Origin of the sequence: Rheinheimera hassiensis (assembly GCF_022436675.1) — a bacterium.
In the GTDB taxonomy this organism is placed as follows: Bacteria; Pseudomonadota; Gammaproteobacteria; order Enterobacterales; family Alteromonadaceae; genus Alishewanella; species Alishewanella hassiensis.
In genome coordinates, this window is the sequence record NZ_JAKUJZ010000005.1 from 227,163 (window position 1) to 247,255 (window position 20,093).

Annotated in this window: 21 protein-coding genes; 13 read left to right on the plus strand and 8 right to left on the minus strand. The window is 50.5% G+C overall.

Going from position 1 to position 20,093, the window contains the following annotated elements; all coding sequences use genetic code 11:
* Nucleotides 1–7: 7 nt before the first annotated feature.
* The 8 genes from MJX74_RS12250 to MJX74_RS12285 form a co-directional block, all read right to left on the minus strand.
* The gene (locus tag MJX74_RS12250; protein ID WP_240223124.1) at nt 8–415 is read right to left on the minus strand and encodes a DCC1-like thiol-disulfide oxidoreductase family protein; all 408 of its coding nucleotides are present in this window, start codon (nt 413–415) and stop codon (nt 8–10) included.
* Complete coding sequence (locus MJX74_RS12255; protein ID WP_240223125.1) at nt 415–1,134, minus strand: aspartate/glutamate racemase family protein; 720 nt, start codon at nt 1,132–1,134, stop codon at nt 415–417. The genes MJX74_RS12250 and MJX74_RS12255 overlap by 1 nt, the downstream gene beginning before the upstream one ends.
* A 138-nt stretch (nt 1,135–1,272) precedes the next feature.
* On the minus strand, nt 1,273–1,983 hold the full coding sequence (locus tag MJX74_RS12260) for a ZIP family metal transporter (protein ID WP_240223126.1): 711 nt from the start codon (nt 1,981–1,983) through the stop codon (nt 1,273–1,275).
* Between the two features lie 187 nt (nt 1,984–2,170).
* Nucleotides 2,171–2,521 (minus strand): putative quinol monooxygenase, encoded by a 351-nt coding sequence (locus tag MJX74_RS12265; RefSeq protein WP_240223127.1) that lies wholly within the window; start codon nt 2,519–2,521, stop codon nt 2,171–2,173.
* Nucleotides 2,522–2,540: 19 nt separating this feature from the next.
* On the minus strand, nt 2,541–4,013 hold the full coding sequence (gene nhaD / locus MJX74_RS12270) for a sodium:proton antiporter NhaD (RefSeq protein WP_420851405.1): 1,473 nt from the start codon (nt 4,011–4,013) through the stop codon (nt 2,541–2,543).
* A gap of 85 nt (nt 4,014–4,098) precedes the next feature.
* Entirely contained in the window at nt 4,099–4,953 is an 855-nt protein-coding gene (locus MJX74_RS12275) for a universal stress protein (protein ID WP_240223129.1), read from the minus strand.
* Between the two features lie 20 nt (nt 4,954–4,973).
* Nucleotides 4,974–6,455 carry a SulP family inorganic anion transporter gene (locus MJX74_RS12280; RefSeq protein WP_240223130.1) on the minus strand — a complete coding sequence of 494 codons (1,482 nt, stop codon included), beginning with the start codon at nt 6,453–6,455 and terminating at the stop codon, nt 4,974–4,976.
* A gap of 210 nt (nt 6,456–6,665) precedes the next feature.
* Complete coding sequence (locus MJX74_RS12285) at nt 6,666–7,148, minus strand: zinc ribbon-containing protein (protein ID WP_240223131.1); 483 nt, start codon at nt 7,146–7,148, stop codon at nt 6,666–6,668.
* 134 nt (nt 7,149–7,282) lie between these two features.
* Here MJX74_RS12285 and leuS point away from each other — a divergent pair, with 134 nt between their 5' ends.
* The 13 genes from leuS to lipA all read left to right on the plus strand — a co-directional run bounded on the left by leuS (nt 7,283) and on the right by lipA (nt 20,044).
* Nucleotides 7,283–9,874 carry a leucine--tRNA ligase gene (gene leuS, locus MJX74_RS12290; protein ID WP_240223132.1) on the plus strand — a complete coding sequence of 864 codons (2,592 nt, stop codon included), beginning with the start codon at nt 7,283–7,285 and terminating at the stop codon, nt 9,872–9,874.
* A 1-nt stretch (nt 9,875) separates the two neighbouring features.
* Nucleotides 9,876–10,355 carry an LPS-assembly lipoprotein LptE gene (locus tag MJX74_RS12295; RefSeq protein WP_240223133.1) on the plus strand — a complete coding sequence of 160 codons (480 nt, stop codon included), beginning with the start codon at nt 9,876–9,878 and terminating at the stop codon, nt 10,353–10,355.
* Nucleotides 10,356–10,374: 19 nt separating this feature from the next.
* Complete coding sequence (gene holA / locus MJX74_RS12300) at nt 10,375–11,418, plus strand: DNA polymerase III subunit delta (protein WP_240223134.1); 1,044 nt, start codon at nt 10,375–10,377, stop codon at nt 11,416–11,418.
* A gap of 6 nt (nt 11,419–11,424) precedes the next feature.
* The gene (nadD, locus tag MJX74_RS12305; protein WP_240223135.1) at nt 11,425–12,060 is read left to right on the plus strand and encodes a nicotinate-nucleotide adenylyltransferase; all 636 of its coding nucleotides are present in this window, start codon (nt 11,425–11,427) and stop codon (nt 12,058–12,060) included.
* Nucleotides 12,061–12,122: 62 nt separating this feature from the next.
* Nucleotides 12,123–12,443, plus strand: a complete 321-nt coding sequence (gene rsfS, locus MJX74_RS12310; protein ID WP_068228951.1) for a ribosome silencing factor — start codon at nt 12,123–12,125, stop codon at nt 12,441–12,443.
* A 6-nt stretch (nt 12,444–12,449) separates the two neighbouring features.
* A complete protein-coding gene (gene rlmH / locus MJX74_RS12315) occupies nt 12,450–12,920 on the plus strand; it encodes a 23S rRNA (pseudouridine(1915)-N(3))-methyltransferase RlmH (RefSeq protein WP_240223136.1) in 471 nt (156 codons plus the stop codon).
* Nucleotides 12,921–12,922: 2 nt separating this feature from the next.
* Complete coding sequence (gene mrdA, locus MJX74_RS12320; RefSeq protein WP_240223137.1) at nt 12,923–14,791, plus strand: penicillin-binding protein 2; 1,869 nt, start codon at nt 12,923–12,925, stop codon at nt 14,789–14,791.
* The gene (gene rodA, locus MJX74_RS12325; protein ID WP_240223138.1) at nt 14,784–15,902 is read left to right on the plus strand and encodes a rod shape-determining protein RodA; all 1,119 of its coding nucleotides are present in this window, start codon (nt 14,784–14,786) and stop codon (nt 15,900–15,902) included. Before mrdA ends, rodA begins: the two co-directional genes overlap by 8 nt.
* The gene (locus tag MJX74_RS12330; protein WP_240223139.1) at nt 15,902–16,738 is read left to right on the plus strand and encodes a septal ring lytic transglycosylase RlpA family protein; all 837 of its coding nucleotides are present in this window, start codon (nt 15,902–15,904) and stop codon (nt 16,736–16,738) included. The genes rodA and MJX74_RS12330 overlap by 1 nt, the downstream gene beginning before the upstream one ends.
* 39 nt (nt 16,739–16,777) lie before the next feature.
* Nucleotides 16,778–17,941 (plus strand): serine hydrolase, encoded by a 1,164-nt coding sequence (locus MJX74_RS12335; RefSeq protein ID WP_240223140.1) that lies wholly within the window; start codon nt 16,778–16,780, stop codon nt 17,939–17,941.
* A gap of 106 nt (nt 17,942–18,047) precedes the next feature.
* Nucleotides 18,048–18,329, plus strand: a complete 282-nt coding sequence (ybeD, locus tag MJX74_RS12340) for a DUF493 family protein YbeD (protein ID WP_240223141.1) — start codon at nt 18,048–18,050, stop codon at nt 18,327–18,329.
* A gap of 49 nt (nt 18,330–18,378) precedes the next feature.
* Nucleotides 18,379–19,086, plus strand: a complete 708-nt coding sequence (gene lipB / locus MJX74_RS12345; RefSeq protein ID WP_240223142.1) for a lipoyl(octanoyl) transferase LipB — start codon at nt 18,379–18,381, stop codon at nt 19,084–19,086.
* Nucleotides 19,079–20,044: a lipoyl synthase gene (gene lipA, locus MJX74_RS12350; RefSeq protein WP_240223143.1), complete on the plus strand. Its 966-nt coding sequence runs from the start codon at nt 19,079–19,081 to the stop codon at nt 20,042–20,044. Before lipB ends, lipA begins: the two co-directional genes overlap by 8 nt.
* Nucleotides 20,045–20,093: the final 49 nt, after the last annotated feature.

Genomic DNA, 20,093 nt, shown 5'->3' on the forward strand with positions numbered 1-20,093 from the left:
CCTGCAATTAAAAACGATCATTACCGCCAATGCCAAGGTTGTTAATCTTGCGTTTGCCCAGCAGTTTCAGCAGCAGATTACGGAAGAAGCGTAACAGCGGATACAGCCACTTTGCCAGCCGTTTTGATTTAAACAAATGATAATTCAGCCGGCTAAATAGCCCACTGCGGCTACTAAGCAGCGACAGCATATAAATAGCGTCGCTGCCGTAGTACCAGTTATCGCCCATTTTCAGCACCATACCCTGATCAATATCCAGCCCCTGCGCGGTAATTTGCTGCATTACCTCAGTGTCTTCACGGGCGTTAATCAGTTTAAGTTCGCCGACACTCTGGCGAATACGTACCATCTGGCAATAAGCATTACAGGCCGGGCAGTCTTTGTCGTAAATCAGCAGTATAGGGTTTTCAGCCATTAGGGTACTTTGTCGGCGTTTAGGTTATCAGTTAGTGCCAGTCTAACAGCTGCAGCGGCGTGGATCACCGTAGTATCAAACAGCGGCACTGCGGCATCAGCTTTGCCCACCAGCAAACCAATTTCGGTGCAACCCAGAATAATGCCATCCACGCCTTGCCAGGCAAGGCCGGCCATCATCTTACGCACGGATTGTTTAGATTCCGGTGTAATTACCCCCAGGCATAGTTCCTGATAAATAATCTGGTGCAGACTGTCTTGTTCGGCTTCATTCGGCAACAGCACTTCAATGCCGTGTAACTCAGTTAGCCGCTCGCGGTAAAAGGGTTGCTCCATAGTAAACTTAGTGCCAAGCAAACCTACCCGGCTGCAGCCTGCCTGTTTTATTGCAGCGGCAGTAGCATCGGCAATATGCAGAAGCGGAATATTCACTGCAGTTTCAATGCTGCTGGCCACTTTATGCATAGTGTTGGTACAAAGCACAATAAAATCAGCGCCAGCCGCTTCAAGTGAACGCGCGGCATCGGCCAGCACAACACCGGCGCCATCCCAGTCGCCAGCATGCTGCAGGCGTTCAATTTCATAAAAATCAACGCTGACTAAAATACATTTGGCAGAGTGCAGCCCACCCAGCTGTTGTTTTACGCCCTCGTTAAGCAGCCGATAGTAAGGAATTGTCGACTCCCAGCTCATACCGCCAATAAGGCCAATAGTTTTCATACGTACTCCATTTACTGAGCTAAATATGCCCGTTTAAGGTTAAGTCTGGCCTGAGTCAAAAAGGTGCTTCCCACCGACGTCATTAAACCCATGCATTTCAGCAATTTTATTTTAGCCTGTCGCCAATGATCGCATCGCTTAGTGCGCCAACATAAAACCGAGCATACCCAGTACAAAACCAAGCACAGTGCCCATTGGAGGCCCCCAATGCCTGGCCAGCTTAACCTGTGGCGCCATATCCTGAAACACGGAATACAAAATACCACCAGCTGCAAACAGCATTATGGCGCTAACAATGTGCGTTGTATTTTGCAAGAAAACATACCCACACAGCCCGGCAGCAGGCCCCAATAACGCCATAAGTGCAAAGCTGACAATTAAACGCCATGGCGATCCTGAAGCTTTGTGCAACTCACGATAAGCATTAAAGCCCTCTGGTAAATTTTGCAGTGCAATTATACCTGCCAACAGCAACGCCATTTTAGGATCAGCGCTGAAGGCTGCGCCAAGTGCAATAGACTCCGGGATAAAATCAGCTAACATTGCAGCCAACTGGCTGGCCGGAGTATTGGCTTTTTTCAAAGCTATATCCAAAAACATAAAACCAAAGCCGCCAGCAACAAACCACAATGCAGCAGGTAGCGCTGGCAGGTGCCTAATGCCTTCCGGTACCAATACTAATGCAACAGCAGACAATAAGGCCCCCGCACCAAAGGCCAGCACGCTGTGTCGAAACTCTTTTTCAAGCCAGTCAGGGTGTATGCGCTCAAAGGCTGCAACTATTGCCCCTGCAGGCATTGCCAGCCCCGCACCTAGGGTTGCCAGCAAAATTATCAGTAATGCATCCATTTACTTCCTCTACTCGGGCTTATCCTCTTTTGTAACACGCTCAGGAACTGTATTTAACGCTGATAATTTCTACTGAGCGACGACATTAAAGCGATGCTAACATAACAGTGGGCACTGCGCTTATCGTGAACAAAATCAAGCGCATAAAAAAACCTGCAAAAAGCAGGTTTTTTTATGCATTACTAAATTACACCAGCTTTGGTGCGTCGAAATTAGCAGGTTCGTCGCTGTAAATGCACACGTTCCAATCTGCTGCCAGGCCGTCTTCGGCTAAGCAGTAGGTTTCAAAGAAGTGCTTTATCTCGCTGCGTTGGCAGTGCGCTTCAAAGCTTGGCAAGTCGGCCCAAATTTCGTTAAAAGCAATAGCAAAGCTTTTGCCTTCAGCAAACGGGCTGGTTATATGCCGGGTTACGATATACTGCAGGCAGCCGTCTTCGCGCAGAGTGTTGGGCTCCAGGCCTTGCAGCACTTTAAACAGCTCGTCTGCTTTGCCCGCTTTGGGCTGAAACTGGGCTACGCAATATACTTTTTTTGACATGGTTAATCCTTAATAAGTGCTAGTGCCCGGCGGCGCGGCTGGCTACATCACCGACTATATGAAACAAGTCGGCGTTTATATATAAATGCGTTAATACGCTGGCGATATAACCCAGCAAAATAACCGGTGCCCATTTTAAATGGCCGGCAAAGGTGTAATAACCACGCGCTTGGCCCATTAACGCCACGCCGGCGGCCGAACCGATTGATAACAAGCTGCCGCCGACACCGGCGGTTAAGGTGATCAGTAACCACTGGCCATGCGACATAACCGGGTCCATGGTTAATACAGCGAACATCACCGGTATGTTATCAACCACAGACGACATCAGCCCCAGCGCCACGTTAGCGTAGGTTGGGTCAAAATTACCGTACAGGCCGTTAGATAACAGCTCCAGATACCCAAGGAAACCCAGGCCGCCGACACACACCACCACGCCGTAGAAAAATAACAGCGTATCCCACTCGGCGCGCGCTACCCGGTTAAATACATCAAACGGCACAACCTGGCCCAACGCGCGGATGCGTTCCATATCACCTTCACGCTCGGCCAGCGCGCGTTTGCGTGCCAGAGAGCCGGGTAACGTCATCCGCAAAAAATAACCAAAAAATTGTAATAAACCCAAACCTGTCATCATGCCCAGCACCGGCGGCAAACCCAACACTGAATGGAACACAACCGATAAAGCAATGGTACAGATAAACAGCGTAAGAATGCGCAACGCACCGCGCTTTAGCTCAACCACTTCTTCATCGCCGTCATGCTTGCCGGGGTAACGGTTCTCGACAAAAAAGCTCATGATGGCAGCAGGCACTAAAAAGTTAACCACAGCAGGAATAAACAATACAAAAAACTCGGAAAAGGTGACTTTTTCTGCCTGCCACACCATCAGGGTAGTAATGTCACCAAAGGGGATAAAAGCACCACCGGCGTTGGCGGCCACCACTACACTGACACAGCACAGGCTGATAAAGCGCTTATCACCTTCGGCCACTTTCATTACCACCGCACACATCAGCATAGCCGTGGCCATATTGTTAGAGAACGTCGAAATACAAAACGCCAGCACGCCACAAATCCAAAACAGGCTGCGATAGCTAAAGCCCTTGCGGATTAACCAGCTGCGCAGCGCATCAAACAGCCTGCGCTCTTCCAGCGCGCTGATGTACGTCATGGCCACCAGCAAAAACAGCATCAGCTCGGCGTATTCGAGCAAGGTATGACGAAATGAATCCTGAGCAATATCAGACATGCCCTGCTGGGTATAATGCCAGCCAATCATGCCCCAGATAATACCGGCAGCCACCAGCACCGGCTTGGATTTACGCAGATGAATTTTCTCTTCTGCCATTACCAGCATATAAGCAAAAATAAATAAGCCCACGGCAACGATGCCCAACATAGAGCCGGTAAGATCAATTGGCCCGGTATCGGCCATAGCAGAGGCTGGCAACAAAGCCAGTACAGCGATAAAAGCGGTGATAAATTTCATGTTTAACATCTTTATTTCTGCGCAAGTAAAGTGTGTTGTTACACGGGTTGATAAAAAACAACCCGGCCAGGCCGGGTTGCAGTAACTAACGTAAAATAAGCAGGGAGCATTTGGCTTTGCAAATCATGGCAGTGGTGGTACTGCCAACAATAAATTGCCGGATACGGGAATGGCCATAAGCCCCCATCACCATTAAATCTATAACCTGTTCTTGCTGGTACTGGTGCAGCACGGTTTCCGGCTCGCCGGCCACTATTGCTACTTTGGTATCAAAACCGGCATTGCGTAGTATTTGTGCCGCGCTGTCCATTTGCGCCCGTGCGGCCTCCGTGTCGGCACCGGCCATCACCAGATGCACCGGCAAACCACGGCCCAGCGGGCTGCCTGCCAGCATTTCCAGGCCTTTTAATGCCGTGGCGCTGCCATCATAGGCCAGCATAATCCGCTGCGGCGCTTTATAACTTTGCTGCGTAAGCAAAATGGGCTTGTGCAAGCTGCGGATCACCCGTTCAACATGCAGGCCCATATGGCCGTGCGCTTCAGCGCTGCTAAAACCGCGCTTGCCCATTACCAGCAGCCGGGTTTCCTCTTCCAGTTCGGTTAAGGTTTCTACCAGCTGGCCGTGGCGTAAGCGCTCATCTACCGCTTTCACACCAGCTTGTTCAGCACGCGCTTTGGCCGCGTCTAAAATACTGCGGCCGCGCTCCATTGCCAGCTTGCTGTGTTTTTCATCCAGCTCGGCCAGTTGCTGCAGTAATAATTCCTGTGAGCCAAGGCCAATACTGCCGCTAAGATCCGGTGTTTGGGTGTGTTGCGCTTTATCCAGCACATGCACTACCGACATCGCCACATCAAGTTTTCTTGCTGCCCATACGGCGTAATCGCAAACCGCTTCGGCGTAAGGTGAGGCATCAATACACGCCAGTACTTTTTTAGTCATTGTTGTGCTCCTCGGTAAAATTAGTGGCCCATCAGCTTTTCAACCGCATCTGGCCGGTTATGCACGCCAAACTTGTCTACCAGGGTAGCGCTGGCTTCATTTAAGCCAATCAGTTCTACTTCGGTGCCTTCGCGGCGAAACTTAATCACCACTTTATCCAGCGAGCTAATGGCGGTGATATCCCAAAAATGCGCCCGGCTTAAATCAATGCTGACTTTTTCTACCGCATCTTTAAAATCAAAAGCTGCGACAAATTGCTCGGCTGAGGTAAAAAATACCTGCCCTACTACCTGATACTGGCGCTGATGGCTGTCAGCAGACAGGGTAGAGCCAATGTATAAAATTTTGCTCACCTTGCTGGCAAAAAATAGTGCGCTAAATAACACCCCAACAAATACACCATAAGCCAGGTTGTGGTAATACACTGTTACCACTACGGTAGCCAGCATCACTATACTTGAGCTTTTTGGGTTAGTGCCTAACCCTTTTAACGAACCCCAATTAAAAGTACCGATAGACACCATAATCATAATGGCGACTAAAGCTGCCATAGGAATAAGGCCGACCCAGGCGTCTAAAAATACGATTAAAATTAATAAAAACACCCCGGCCAGCAAGGTGGATAAGCGCGTACGGCCACCAGATTTTACGTTAATAATAGATTGGCCAATCATGGCGCAACCTGCCATACCGCCAATTAACCCCGAACCAATGTTTGCCACGCCCTGGCCAACACACTCACGGTTTCTATCACTGCTTGTGTCGGTTAAATCATCTACTATAGAGGCGGTCATTAATGATTCCAGAATACCCACTACAGCCAGCGCTAAAGCATAAGGGAAAATAATTACCAGGGTATTCCACGTTAGTGGTACTTCAGGCCATAAAAATATCGGCAGGCTATCTGGCAACTCGCCCATATCTGCCACAGTGCGGATATCAAAGCCGAAATACAGCGCCAGTGTGGTTAGCACTACAATGCACACCAGCGGTGAGGGTATGGCTTTGGTGACATAAGGAAACAAATATATAATAGCCAACCCGAGCGCTGTCATACCGTATACCAGTGCAGAGCCGTGCTCGTACAATTCAGGTAACTGTGCAATAAAAATCAGAATGGCTAATGCATTCACAAAACCAGTCACCACAGAGCGCGAGACAAAGCGCATTAACTCGCCAAGCTTAAACAAGCCAAAAATAATCTGCAGCACACCGGTTAATAATGTTGCGGCAAGCAAATACTGCAAACCATGTTCGCGCACCAGCGTTACCATTAACAGCGCCATAGCGCCGGTAGCCGCCGATATCATCGCCGGACGACCACCGGTAAACGCGGTAATTACCGCTATACAGAATGAGGCATACAAGCCAACCTTTGGGTCAACTTCTGCAATAATAGAAAAGGCAATAGCTTCAGGAATAAGCGCGAGAGCTACAACAAGAGCAGCAAGCACATCCCCACGCAGGTTGGAAAACCAGTGTTGTTTTAAGTAGGTTGTCATTTAACAGTCCGGATCAGGTAACACATTATCCGCCAGGCAAACTGCATTAGCGGTATTAAGTACTATCAGCTATCGGCAATCTGTTACATTGGCCCGGGTATCCTGCACGGTGAAAAGAAAAGGTGTCTGGTGTTACGGCGGCGCAGTTTAGCAAAAAAACACTATGCTGCCCACCGCTGATAGAGGAATTAGCTGGAAAAATACGTGTGGCTATACCGGCAGGCCTTCACGGAAAAACTGTACGCCACCACATTCGCCGCAAGCCAGCAGCTCTGCCGGATGGGTGTAATCAATATGTTGTAAGCAATGGCTGCAACGGTAACGCCCCATGCCGACAATTTCGCCCTGATAATAGATGCCTTTGTGCTTAAAATCCTGCGCCAACTCCTGCCACTCTAACTGGCTTTTATCGGTAATACTGCTTAGCTCCTGCCATAACGCTTCGGGCCATAGCGATGGTGTTTCTGTGCTGTTTTTAGCAGCCTCATCCGTATCGTGATCCTGCCACTGGCGCTTTAGCGTTTCAATAAACAGCGCTGTTTCATAGGCGCTAAGCTCTTTACTGGCTTTAACATAGGCTTTTAACTGGTCTACAAACTCCAGCATATTATCCATTTGTTGTTGCTCAGCCTGTTGTAATGTCTGGCTGAACTCACTAAGCCAAGCCTGATACTTCTTTACAAAATCTGTCATGGAGCCTCCAATGGTTTAAAACCAGTATAGACAATGCGCTGCTTGTTGTTGTCAAAACGCCGCTGCGGTATGCTATAGCCACTTTTTTGCCGCTTCAGCGGCGCTTGTACTAACCCCCTTTTCGGAAGACCTTAATGCAAGAACAATATAACCCGCAGCAGATTGAAACCGTACTGCAGCAGCAATGGGAACAAACCAACGCTTTTAAAGTGACAGAAGACGCCAATAAAGAGAAATTCTACTGCCTGTCTATGTTCCCTTACCCCAGCGGGCGCTTGCATATGGGCCATGTGCGTAACTATACCATTGGTGACGTTGTCAGCCGTTTTCAACGCATGCAAGGTAAAAATGTAATGCAGCCTATGGGGTGGGATGCGTTTGGTTTACCGGCAGAAAACGCTGCTATTAACAACAAAACCGCACCGGCGAAATGGACCTACGAGAATATCGACTACATGCGTAACCAGCTAAAACGCTTAGGTTTTGGTTACGACTGGAGCCGCGAAGTCGCTACCTGCAAACCAGAATACTACAAATGGGAGCAGTGGTTCTTCACCAAGCTGTATGAAAAAGGCCTGGTGTATAAAAAAATGGCTACCGTTAACTGGGACCCGGTAGATCAGTGCGTGCTGGCTAACGAGCAGGTTATCGATGGCCGTGGCTGGCGCTCTGGCGCTTTGGTTGAGCAACGCGAGTTAGCACAGTGGTTTATTAAAATTACCGCCTACGCCGAAGAGCTGCTGCAAGATTTAGATAAGTTAGATGGCTGGCCGGAACAAGTTAAAACCATGCAGAAAAACTGGATTGGCCGCTCTGAAGGCGTTGAGATCCGTTTTGATATTGCCGGTTCAAGCCAAAGCTTAAGCGTATACACCACCCGCCCGGATACGTTATACGGCGTAACCTATGTTGCCGTTGCGGCACAGCACCCGCTGGCGCAACAGGCCGCTGCCACTAGCCCCGCCCTGGCCGCGTTTATTGAAGACTGCAAAGGCGGCAAAATGGCCGAGGCAGAGCTTGCCACGATGGAGAAAAAAGGCTGCGATACCGGTATTTATGCCGTGCACCCGTTAACCGGAGAACAAGTGCCGGTATGGGTAGCCAACTTTGTGCTGATGGATTACGGCTCAGGCGCAGTAATGGCCGTACCCGGCCATGATCAGCGCGATTATGAATTTGCCACTAAATACAGCCTGCCAATTAAACAAGTTGTCGCGCCGGTTGACGGCGCAGCGCAACAATGTGAATTAGGCCAGGCTGCCTACACCGAAAAAGGTGTACTGATTAACTCTGCTGAGTTTGACGGTTTAGCTTTTGAACAAGCTTTTAATGCCATTGCCACCAAACTGGCGGCAATCGGCCGCGGCGAAGTAAAAGTAAATTACCGCCTGCGTGACTGGGGCGTATCGCGCCAGCGTTACTGGGGCACCCCCATACCGATGCTGAACCTGGCGGATGGCTCAGTGGTGCCGGTGCCTGAAGATCAACTGCCGGTACGTTTGCCGGAAGATGTAGTGATGGATGGCGTAACCTCGCCGATTAAGGCTGATCCAGAGTGGGCTAAAACCACTTACAACGGTGCTGAAGCCTTCCATGAAACCGATACCTTCGACACTTTTATGGAATCCAGCTGGTACTATGCCCGCTATTGCAGCCCGGATCATGACAAAGCCATGCTGGACCCGGCCAAAGCTAATTACTGGCTGCCGGTGGATCAGTATATCGGCGGTATTGAACACGCCATTTTGCACCTGCTGTATGCGCGTTTTTTCCACAAGCTGCTGCGTGATGTTGGCCTGGTAAGCACCGACGAGCCCTTTAAGCGTTTATTGTGTCAGGGCATGGTACTGGCTGAAACCTTCTACCGCGATACCGATAACGGCGGCAAACAATGGTTTTCACCGGCCGATGTTACCGTACAGCGTGATGATAAAGGCCGGATTTTAACCGCCATACTAAATAGCGACGGGCTGCCAGTGGTAGCATCCGGCATGAGCAAAATGTCGAAGTCGAAAAACAACGGCATCGACCCGCAAAAAGTGATCGACCAATACGGCGCCGATACCGTGCGTTTGTTTATGATGTTTACCGCCCCGCCAGAGCAAACGCTGGAATGGTCAGATTCTGCCGTGGAAGGGGCCCACCGCTTTATTAAACGTATTTATGCGCTGGTTAGTGACTTTGCTGGCGCAGGCTCTGTCGGCCCGCTGGATATTTTAGCTCTGAATAACGAGCAAAAAACCCTGCGCCGCGAGTTGCATAAAACCATTGCCAAGGTATCAGACGATATCGGTCGGCGTTATACCTTTAACACCGCCATTGCCGCTGTTATGGAACTGAGCAACAAGCTGCAAAAAGCCAGCCTGGCCACTGAGCTCGACCGCGCTGTCATGCAGGAAGCGGTGCTGGCACTGCTGCAGCTGCTAAACCCTATTACGCCGCACGTTGCACAATACCTTTGGTCGCAACTGGGCCAAAGCCAAAGCATTGAGCAAACGCCGTGGCCGGTAGCAGATGAAGCCGCAATGGTAGAGGATGAAAAACTGGTTGTAGTACAGGTTAACGGCAAAGTGCGTGGCAAGGTAACAGTAGCGGCCGATGCGACAGAAGATAGCGTTTTGGCCATGGCCAAAACGGATGACAACGTTAGCCGCCATTTAGAAGGCGTAAGCGTGCGTAAAGTGATTTACGTACCGGGCAAATTGCTAAACCTGGTGGTGGGCTAAGATGGCCCGCCTTAGCCTGCTGGTTGCTCTGCTAAGCAGCATGCTGCTTGGCGGCTGCGGCTTTCATTTACGCGGCGATTTGCCGCTAAGCCATTTTCCTGCCATGTATATTCAAAGTGATCGCCACTCTGAACTGGCGGCACTGGTAAGCAACCGGCTAGAGCATAATAAGGTAGAACTGCTGGATTCCTATCAGCAATCAACCCCTATGTTGCAACTGCTTAGCGATTCGCTGGAGCGGCGCACCCTATCGCTGTTCCCTAATGGCCAGGTAGCGGAATATGAGCTGATTTACAAAGTAAGCTACGCACTGACAATGCCGGATGGCGAACCGCAGCAATATCAGTTTGAGCTGTTCCGCGATTATCAGGATGACCCGAACCAGGCCGCCGCCAAAGCCAAAGAGCTGGAGCTGATGCTGGGCGAACTACGCCAGCAGGCCGCCAACCGTATTGTGCGCCAGCTGTCGCGGTTGCATTAATGCCAACCGGGCCGCACTGATGCAAAAACTCTATGCCAATCAGTTAGAACAGCACTTAGCCGGGCAACTGGCGCCCTGCTACCTGATGTTTGGCGAAGAGCCGCTGCAAAAACTTGAAGCCATAGATGCCATCCGCGCCGCGGCAAAACAGCAAGGTTATCTTGAACGCATCAGCTTAGCTGCCGATGCCCAGTTTGACTGGAATGAACTTAGCAACGAGTTGCAAGCCATGTCGTTGTTTGCCGAACGGCGCTTAATTGAGCTGGAACTGGTGCAACAAAAGCTATCGCCGGCTGCCAATGACCAGTTAAAAAACCTGCCACAACAGTTACACAGCGATGTTATTTTGCTGATCCACGGCGAGCGCAGCCATAGCGATGTCAGCAAACTGGCCTGGTTTAAGCAATTGCAAACCCAGGCCGTGCAAATACCCATTTATGCCCTGGATGAGCGGCAAAGCCAGCAATGGTTAAGCCAACGGGCCCGCCAGTTACAGTTACAGCTAAGCAGTGATGCCCTGGCGTTACTACAGCACCATTGTGCCGGTAATTTACTGGCCGCACGGCAAGAGCTGGAAAAGCTGGCGCTAAGCAATTTACCCCAGCCACTGGATGCCAATGCGTTAAGCAGCTTTTTAGCTGACCATTCCAGCTTTACGGTGTTTCAGTTGGTTGACGCCATTTTACAGGGCCAGACCGACGAAGCGCTGCACCGCCTGCAACGCTTATGTCAGCAGGATACCGAGCCGGTTATTATTGCCTGGCAGCTGCAAAAAGAAGTGCTGCAACTGCGTCAGTTACAACAGGCAGCGCAGCACAACCTGAACGACAGCTTTAAAAGTTTGGCTATCTGGCCCAAACGCCAGCCGCTGTACCAAAGTGCGCTGAAGCGTTTATCGGCGAACTGGCTGGATTATCTGCTGCAGGAGCTGGCCGCATTCGACCGGCTGTACAAAAGCGGCCAGCTAACTAACAGCGAAGTGGCACTGGCGCACCTGGTTACGTTATTTATTAAACCGGTGCCCAAAGCGTTTTCGCTACAACAACACGCCAGCTATGACTAAGCGCGTATGATAAAGCACATCGGTATTCTGGGCGGCACCTTTGACCCTGTGCACAACGGCCACATTCGCTGCGCCCAGTATGTCCAGCAGTACTGTGCCCTGGACGAAGTACGGCTAATGCCCTGCCATCTGCCGCCACATCGGGCCACGCCAGGCGTAAGCGGTGAGCAGCGCGCCGCCATGGTACAGCTGGCTATAAGCCAAAACCCACAGCTGAAGCTGGAACGGCTGGAGCTTAATAAGCCCAGCGCCTCCTACACTGCAGACAGCCTGCAATTGCTGAGCGAGCAAGAGCCCGGCAGCCGGTTTTACTTTATTATCGGTATGGATTCGCTGTGTTATTTTCGTAGCTGGAAAAACTGGCCGGACATACTTAAGCTTGCACATTTGCTGGTATGTCAGCGCCCCGGTTACAGCCAGCAAGACGGCGACGCCCCGGCGTTGTTGCAGCAGTTTGGTGTAACCAACCTGGCGACAATTCGCCAACGCCACAGCGGCTGCATTATGCTGCTGGCAAACCCTTTAACAGACATCAGCGCCAGCGAAATCCGCCGGCAATTGCAGCAACAGCAAAGCCCGGTAAAAACTTTAGATGCCGCCGTATTGAACTATATTCAAACACAGCAACTCTATCAGGCTTAAGCGCTATATCCGCGTTTAAACTGTGCTAAAATGCCGCTTTTTTAACGCGCAGAGGAATCAGGGTGCAAACAGCCGAACTGGTAAGTTTTATTCAGGACAAAATTGACGACATGAAAGGCCGCGATATCGTGACTTTAGACGTGCGCGGCAAATCCAGTGTCACTGAGTTTATGATAGTGTGCTCCGGCACATCAAACCGTCACACTAAATCTATTGCTGATTATGTGGCTGGCGAAGCCAAAAAAGCCGGCCTGCCAACGCTAGGCATTGAAGGCCAGGCATCCGGCGAATGGGTATTACTGGATTTAGACGATGTGGTAGTGCATGTGATGCTGGAAGAAACCCGCAGTTTTTACCAGTTGGAAAAGCTTTGGAGCGCCTAGGCTGACATGAAGTTAGTGCTGATTGCTGTAGGCAACAAAATGCCCGCCTGGGTACAAACCGGTTTTGACGAATATGCCAGACGCTTTCCGCGTGATATGCCACTGGAATTAGTTGAAATTCCGGCCGGCAAACGCGGTAAAAATGCCGACATTAAACGCATTCTGGAACAGGAAGGCGAAAAAATGCTGGCAGCCGTACCGCGCGCCAGCAAAATAGTTACGCTGGAGGTAACAGGCGATAACTGGAGCAGCCCCACCCTTGCCGCCAAGCTTACCGACTGGCAGCGTGATGGCCGCGATGTGTGTTTACTGGTTGGCGGCCCTGAAGGCCTGGCACCAGCCTGTATTGCCGCCAGTGAAGCAAAATGGTCGCTGTCAGCACTGACCTTACCGCACCCGCTGGTGCGGGTGGTACTTGCCGAAAGCCTGTACCGGGCCTGGAGCATCTGTACTAACCATCCTTATCATCGCGAGTAAAGATGTTTAAAAAGCGCGTTGCCATTCAGGATTTTGCCGCCGAAAGCCGTTTGTTTAATCAACGGGCGGTTTTTGCCATTCTGTTTGTCGTGCTGATGTTTAGCATTATTGTATTTAACCAATATCAACTACAGGTTGTGTCTTACCAGGATTACCAAACCCGCTCTGAAGGTAACCGCATTAAAGTGGTGCCGCTGGCACCGAATCGCGGCCTTATTTATGACCGAAGCGGTATTTTGCTGGCAGAGAACCGGCCGGTATTTTCACTGGAGCTGGTGCCAGAGCAGATTAAAGATATGACGGCCACGCTGGCTGAACTGGCAGCATTAATTGAGTTTAGCGCCGAGCAGCAAGATGCCTTTTTAAAACAGGTCAGAGCGCAGCGACGCTTTAACAGCATCACGCTAAAAGAACAGCTTAATGATCAGGAAGTGGCCATTCTGGCGGTGAACCAGCATCGTTTTCCTGGTGTCACTGTAGAAGCCCGCTTAAGCCGGCATTATCCGTTTGGCGATCTGTTTACCCATGCCCTGGGTTATATCGGCAAAATAAACACCCGTGAATTACAGCAACTGGAACTGGATGGCGAGGCAGCAAACTATGCCGCCAGCCGCGATATCGGTAAAATTGGCCTGGAACGCTTTTACCAGCGCGAGTTGCACGGCACCATGGGATATCAGGAAGTAGAAGTTAACAACCGCGGCCGGTTAATCCGGGTGCTGCGCTCGGTGCCCGCTGTTTCTGGCCAGAATATCTATCTTGGGCTGGATGTCGGGCTGCAGCTAACTGCGCAACAGATCCTAAAACAGCACCGCGGCGCAATAGTGGCTATAGATCCACGTGATGGTGCCGTGCTGGCGTTTTACAGTAACCCCAGTTACGACGCCAATTTGTTTGTGCATGGTATCAGCTCGGCTAATTACAACGAATTACTTAACTCACGTGACCGGCCGCTGATCAACCGCGTGACTCAGGGTGTTTACCCGCCAGCGTCTACCATTAAGCCGCATCTGGCCTTGCTGGGGCTGGAAACCCGCACCATTACAACCAGCACCAAAATCTGGGACCCTGGCTATTATACGCTGCCTAACAGCGACCACCGTTTTCGTGACCATATCCGCTGGGGCCATGGCTGGGTTGATATTTACACCGCGATTACCAAAAGCTGCGACACCTTCTTTTATGATATGGGCATTAAGCTGGGTATTGACCGCATTTCCGAATACATGCACAAAATGGGTTTTGGCGAAAAAACCGGCATAGATATTCTGGAAGAAAGCAGCGCTAATATGCCATCGCGCGGCTGGAAACGGGCACGGCACAACCAACCTTGGTATCCCGGCGACACCGTACCCCTGAGCATAGGCCAGAGTTACTGGACCACCACACCATTACAGCTTGCGGTTGCCACTACGCCTTTACTTAACCGCGGTAAATTAGTTACACCGCATATGGTTACTGCCTTTAGCAATGGTGAAACTACTGCCGCCAATAATTTACCGCCAAGGCAGGTGCTGGAGGTTGAAAATGAGCAAAACTATGCCGTTGTTATGGACACCATGCACCAGACAGTAAGTATATTGGGTGGCACCGCACACAGAGCCTTTATTGGTGCACAATACAGCTCAGCCGGTAAAACCGGCACCGCGCAGCTGGCCGCCATAGCACAAGATGCCAAATATGACGCCGATGCCATTGACGAGCGCCTGCGCGACAACGCTATGTATCTGGGTTATGCCCCGCATGACAAACCAACAATACTGGTGGTAGTAGCTTTGGAAAATGCCGGTGGTGGTGGTAGTAATGCCGCACCGCTGGCCCGCCAGTTGATGGATTACTATTTTACTGCCGGAGTAAACACCGATGAATGATGATTTCACCGGCAACGCCCGGCACAGCCGGCTGGCACAGTTTCATATCGACACGCCTTTATTATTGGGCTTACTGGCGCTGATAGGCTTTGGTTTAATGGTGTTATACAGCGCCTCTGGCCAAAGCATTGTGATGATGGAGCGGCAGATTATACGCCTGGGCATAGCACTGGCCGTGATGGTTGCTTTCGCCCAAATCAAGCCACAAACGTTAAAACGCTGGTCTTTTCCGCTGTTTTTGGTCGGCGTAGCGTTACTGGTAGCGGTAATGCTGGTAGGCAGTGTTGGTAAGGGCGCGCAGCGCTGGCTGGATCTGGGCTTTATGATGTTTCAGCCTTCAGAGGTGATGAAACTTGCTGTGCCTATGGCGGTTGCCTGGTTTATTGCATCGCACAGCTTACCCCCACGGATCTGGCACCTGCTTGGCGGGGCGCTGCTATGTATTGTTCCTACCTTGCTTATTGCCCAGCAACCGGATTTGGGCACATCCATTCTGATAGCCACGGCCGGTGTTTTTGTGCTGTTTTTATCCGGTATGAGCTGGCGTCTTATTGCTGTGGTAGCAGGTTTGATTTCGGCATTTTTGCCCATACTGTGGCTGTTTTTAATGCGCGAATATCAGCGCCAGCGTGTACTGACATTCCTAAACCCGGAAAGCGACCCGCTGGGCTCCGGTTACCATATTATTCAGTCGAAAATTGCTATCGGCTCCGGCGGCTTTGACGGCAAAGGCTGGCTGCATGGTACACAATCACAACTGGAGTTTTTACCCGAGCGCCATACCGATTTTATTTTTGCTGTTCTCAGTGAAGAGTTTGGCATGCTGGGTGTGTTGATGTTGCTGGCAATTTACTTGTTTATTATTGTGCGCTGCATGATTATTTCCAGTAGGGCACAGGATAACTACAGCAAGTTGGTAGCCGGCAGCTTTACGCTGACATTTTTTGTTTATGTATTTGTTAATATAGGCATGGTATCAGGCCTGTTACCGGTGGTAGGTGTGCCTTTACCCTTAATCAGTTTTGGCGGCACGTCGATGGTGACACTGATGGCAGCCTTTGGTGTAATAATGTCGGTAGGAACTCATAAACGCATGTTGGCGGCGCCTTAATGAAATATTTAATGTTAACTCTTTCAGTACTGGCTTTACTCAGCGCCTGTAGCAGTAAACGTAGCAGTACCACAACCACAGCAGAACCCGAGCCGAACGCCGGACGTTATCAGCAAAAAAAAGACAGCATTCCACCGCGCCTGCCTACCATGCTGGAAATGACGGATCCTGTCCCCCAGGCAGAACCGCTTAGCCGTGGCGGTAACCGGCCCTACAGTTTGTTTGGCCAACATTATACGCCACTGGTGCAAAGTACTGATCACCGTGAAATTGGTATCGCCTCCTGGTATGGCAATAAGTTTCATGGCCATCTGACGTCCAATGGCGAAACTTACAATATGTTTGCCATGAGTGCGGCACATAAAACCCTGCCTTTGCCGTCTTATGTTAAAGTAACCAATCTGGACAACAATAAGTCGGCCATAGTACGGGTTAACGATCGCGGCCCGTTTCACCGCGACCGGGTTATTGATTTATCCTACTCAGCCGCGCATAAAATAGGCATGCTGCAGCAGGGTACAGCCAGAGTTCAGCTGGAACTGCTACAATCGCCCGCCATGTATGCGCAGGCTGCAGTCCCGGGAGCTTTGCCATCTCAAACCAGCAGTTGCTTTATTCAGGTGCTGGCCAGTTCAGACAGCAACCGCCTTAGCCAGTTGCAGCAAAAACTGCAACGCGAGCAAGCACTGCCCAGTGAAATACAGCCGGGCAGCGGAATTTTTCGCTTATTAGTCGGTCCTACTGCTAATAAGCAGCAAGCGCAGCAATGGCTGCAACAGTTAAAGTCCGGGTCTTTCCCGGATGCATATTTTTTTGATAGCCGTCAGTGCAGCTGACATCTGATTAAACATAACGATTAAAAAAGAACAGGTCTCATGAAAAGTTATTGCCATATTTTTGCCGTCGCCGCCGTTTCCCTTGCCAGTGCCAGCTTCAGCTTGTCTGCTATTGCCCAGACGGTTATTCCGCAGCCACCTGAAGTTGCAGCCAAAGGCCATATTCTGATCGATTTTGATACCGGCAAGGTGTTATCCGAGCAAAATGCCGACATGTCGCTGGCCCCGGCCAGTTTAACCAAAATGATGACCAGCTATGTTATCGGCACTGAGCTGAAAAATGGCAATATCACCAACGAAGATATGGTGACCATCAGTGAAAATGCCTGGGCAAAGAACTTCCCCGGTTCATCGTTAATGTTTATTGAGGTGGGCACTCAAGTATCGGTAGCCGACTTAAACAAAGGCATTATTATTCAGTCTGGTAACGACGCCTGTGTTGCACTGGCAGAACACATTGCCGGTAGCGAAAGCGCCTTTGTTGACTTAATGAACGCCCATGCCCAGCGCCTGGGCATGACCAGCAGCCGCTTTGGCAACAGCCACGGCCTGCCAAGTGCCGAGAACTTTTCAACCCCACGTGACATGGCCAAATTATCGGCCGCGCTAATCCGTGACGTACCGGATGAATACGCTTTATATTCTGAAAAAGAATTTTCCTACAACAACATCAAACAATACAACCGTAACTCACTGTTGTGGGATCGCAGCCTGGAAGTAGACGGCATTAAAACCGGCCACACCAGCGAAGCCGGCTTTAGCTTAATTACCTCAGCCACCCGTGACGGCATGCGCTTAGTGTCTGTTGTTATGGGCACTAACAGCGAACGCGCGCGCCAGAGTGAAAATAAAAAGTTACTCACTTACGGCTTTCGCTTTTTTGAAACCTTCTCGCCTTATCAGGCCGGTGAGAAATTTGCTGAACAGCGTATCTGGCAAGGCGAAAAAGAGAATATCCAGTTAGGCATCCTGCAATCGGCCCAGGTTACTATTCCACGTGGCCAGCGCAAAAACCTGCAGGCCGATTTCACCTTGAATCAGCAGCTGCTTGCCCCCATAACCAAAGGCCAGCAGGTGGGTACTATTTATCTGAAGCTTAATGGCGAAGATATAGCAACTTATCCACTGGTGGCGCTGGAAGACGTAGCCGAAGGCGGTTTCTTCAGCCGGATGATTGATTATATTAAAATGCAGTTTAATTAATTCGCCCAGATTATAGCGTTCTAAGTCCCGGCAATAGCCGGGATTTTTTGTTACAATCAGGCCAAAATGGTAAGGCAACGGCAAACGCCGTGATAGTGAGACAAAAATGGCGCACGAAGTTAAAGACACTAAGTTTGATGAATATCTGGAATTCCCCTGTCAGTTCAGTTTTAAAGTACTGGGGGTGGCCGATGACGCCCTGGTCGATCAGGTCATGGCCGTCGTGCGCCAGCATACTGATGCCGGTGACTATAGCCCGGCCGTTAAACCCAGCAGCAAAGGCACTTATCATGCAGTTTCAGTTAGCGTAACAGTTACCAGCAAGCAGCATATTGAACTGCTGTACACCGAGCTTGGCAAAATTGAACTGGTGCGTTACGTACTGTAAGCCAGTACCTGCAACTCAGCCATTCGTATTGCGCGCATAAGGCGGTATAATGCACAGCGTTTCACATAAGGCCGGACAACAGGTGACAACAGAGCCAACGGTAGCAGAGCAACTGATCATCAGAGAGCTTGGCGTGCAGGACTACACCACAGTGTGGCAAGCCATGCAGCAATTTACTGATCAGCGTAATAGCGACACCGCCGACGAGCTATGGCTGCTGGAGCACCAGCCGGTATTTACCCAGGGCCAGGCCGGTAAAGAAGAACACTTGCTGTTCCCCGGTGATATTCCGGTGGTAAAAGTCGACCGTGGCGGCCAGGTAACTTATCACGGCCCCGGCCAGTTAATGGTGTACGTGTTGCTGGATTTAAAGCGGCGTAATATGGGTGTACGTCAGTTGGTAACTCTGCTGGAACAGGTGCTTATTCAGTTGCTGTCGGCCTATGGCATTAATGCCTACGCCAAGCCTGATGCGCCCGGCGTGTATGTTGACGGTGGTAAAATTGCCTCTTTAGGGCTGCGGGTGCGCAAAGGTTGCACCTTTCACGGCCTGGCACTGAATGTAGATATGGATTTAAGCCCGTTTTCACGCATTAACCCCTGTGGTTATGCCGGATTACAAATGATCCAAAGTAAAGATTTAGGCGGCCCGCAAAGCATTGCAGAGGCCAAACAACGAATAGTGCAGTGTTTTTCGCAGCAACTGAATGTAGCCACACTGCAGCACACTACAGGGTTAGATTGGCAAAATGACTAAAACTGCACGTATGGAACCGGGCGTTAAACTGCGCGACGCTGACAAAATGGCCTTAATTCCTATTAAGGTGCTGCCAACCGAGCCAGAACAAATGCTGCGTAAACCTGAGTGGCTGAAGATCAAACTGCCAAAAAGCTCAGAGCGCATCGATCAGATCAAAGGCGCCCTGCGCAAGCACGGCCTGCATTCTGTATGTGAAGAAGCCGCCTGCCCTAACCTGACCGAATGCTTTAACCACGGCACTGCTACCTTTATGATTTTGGGTGCCATCTGCACCCGTCGCTGCCCGTTTTGTGATGTTGCCCACGGCCGGCCGTTGCCACCAAGTGCCGAAGAGCCGGAAAAACTGGCCTTAACCATCCGCGATATGAATTTAAAATACGTGGTAATAACCTCGGTTGACCGCGATGACTTACGTGACGGCGGCGCTCAGCACTTTGCCGACTGTATCAGCGAAATACGCAAACACAACCCAACCATTAAAATTGAAGTACTGGTACCTGACTTCCGTGGCCGTATGGATACTGCACTGGATATTTTAACCCAGACACCACCAGACGTATTTAACCACAACCTGGAAACGGCCCCAAGGCTATACAAGCTGGCCCGCCCGGGTGCCGATTATAAGTGGTCACTGCAGCTGTTAAAACGCTTTAAAGCCGCTCACCCTGAAGTGTCGACCAAATCCGGTTTAATGGTCGGCCTGGGTGAAACCACTGAAGAGCTGATCGAAGTATTAAAAGACCTGCGCGAGCACGATGTCGATATGCTCACCGTAGGCCAGTACCTGCAACCGAGTAAGCACCACTTACCGGTAAAAAGGTACATGCCACCAGCCGAATTTGACGAAATTAAACGTATTGCTTATGAACTCGGCTTTAAACACGTCGCCAGCGGCCCGTTTGTGCGGTCAAGTTATCACGCCGATCGCCAGGCAGCCGGTGAAGATATTAGTTAATAGCGAGCTAATCTAGCTGTTAGAAAAATGCGCTCTAGGGCGCATTTTT

Coding starts and splice junctions, on each gene's coding strand:
- MJX74_RS12250 (WP_240223124.1), bottom strand. CDS start 415: ATGGCTGAAAACCCTATACTGCTGATTTACGACAAAGACTGCCCGGCC.
- MJX74_RS12330 (WP_240223139.1), top strand. CDS start 15,902: ATGAAATATTTAATGTTAACTCTTTCAGTACTGGCTTTACTCAGCGCC.
- lipB (WP_240223142.1), top strand. CDS start 18,379: ATGCACAGCGTTTCACATAAGGCCGGACAACAGGTGACAACAGAGCCA.
- nadD (WP_240223135.1), top strand. CDS start 11,425: ATGATAAAGCACATCGGTATTCTGGGCGGCACCTTTGACCCTGTGCAC.
- lipA (WP_240223143.1), top strand. CDS start 19,079: ATGACTAAAACTGCACGTATGGAACCGGGCGTTAAACTGCGCGACGCT.
- nhaD (WP_420851405.1), bottom strand. CDS start 4,013: ATGAAATTTATCACCGCTTTTATCGCTGTACTGGCTTTGTTGCCAGCC.
- holA (WP_240223134.1), top strand. CDS start 10,375: ATGCAAAAACTCTATGCCAATCAGTTAGAACAGCACTTAGCCGGGCAA.
- rlmH (WP_240223136.1), top strand. CDS start 12,450: ATGAAGTTAGTGCTGATTGCTGTAGGCAACAAAATGCCCGCCTGGGTA.
- MJX74_RS12260 (WP_240223126.1), bottom strand. CDS start 1,983: ATGGATGCATTACTGATAATTTTGCTGGCAACCCTAGGTGCGGGGCTG.
- MJX74_RS12280 (WP_240223130.1), bottom strand. CDS start 6,455: ATGACAACCTACTTAAAACAACACTGGTTTTCCAACCTGCGTGGGGAT.
- MJX74_RS12275 (WP_240223129.1), bottom strand. CDS start 4,953: ATGACTAAAAAAGTACTGGCGTGTATTGATGCCTCACCTTACGCCGAA.
- MJX74_RS12295 (WP_240223133.1), top strand. CDS start 9,876: ATGGCCCGCCTTAGCCTGCTGGTTGCTCTGCTAAGCAGCATGCTGCTT.
- leuS (WP_240223132.1), top strand. CDS start 7,283: ATGCAAGAACAATATAACCCGCAGCAGATTGAAACCGTACTGCAGCAG.
- MJX74_RS12335 (WP_240223140.1), top strand. CDS start 16,778: ATGAAAAGTTATTGCCATATTTTTGCCGTCGCCGCCGTTTCCCTTGCC.
- mrdA (WP_240223137.1), top strand. CDS start 12,923: ATGTTTAAAAAGCGCGTTGCCATTCAGGATTTTGCCGCCGAAAGCCGT.
- MJX74_RS12265 (WP_240223127.1), bottom strand. CDS start 2,521: ATGTCAAAAAAAGTATATTGCGTAGCCCAGTTTCAGCCCAAAGCGGGC.
- rodA (WP_240223138.1), top strand. CDS start 14,784: ATGAATGATGATTTCACCGGCAACGCCCGGCACAGCCGGCTGGCACAG.
- MJX74_RS12255 (WP_240223125.1), bottom strand. CDS start 1,134: ATGAAAACTATTGGCCTTATTGGCGGTATGAGCTGGGAGTCGACAATT.
- ybeD (WP_240223141.1), top strand. CDS start 18,048: ATGGCGCACGAAGTTAAAGACACTAAGTTTGATGAATATCTGGAATTC.
- MJX74_RS12285 (WP_240223131.1), bottom strand. CDS start 7,148: ATGACAGATTTTGTAAAGAAGTATCAGGCTTGGCTTAGTGAGTTCAGC.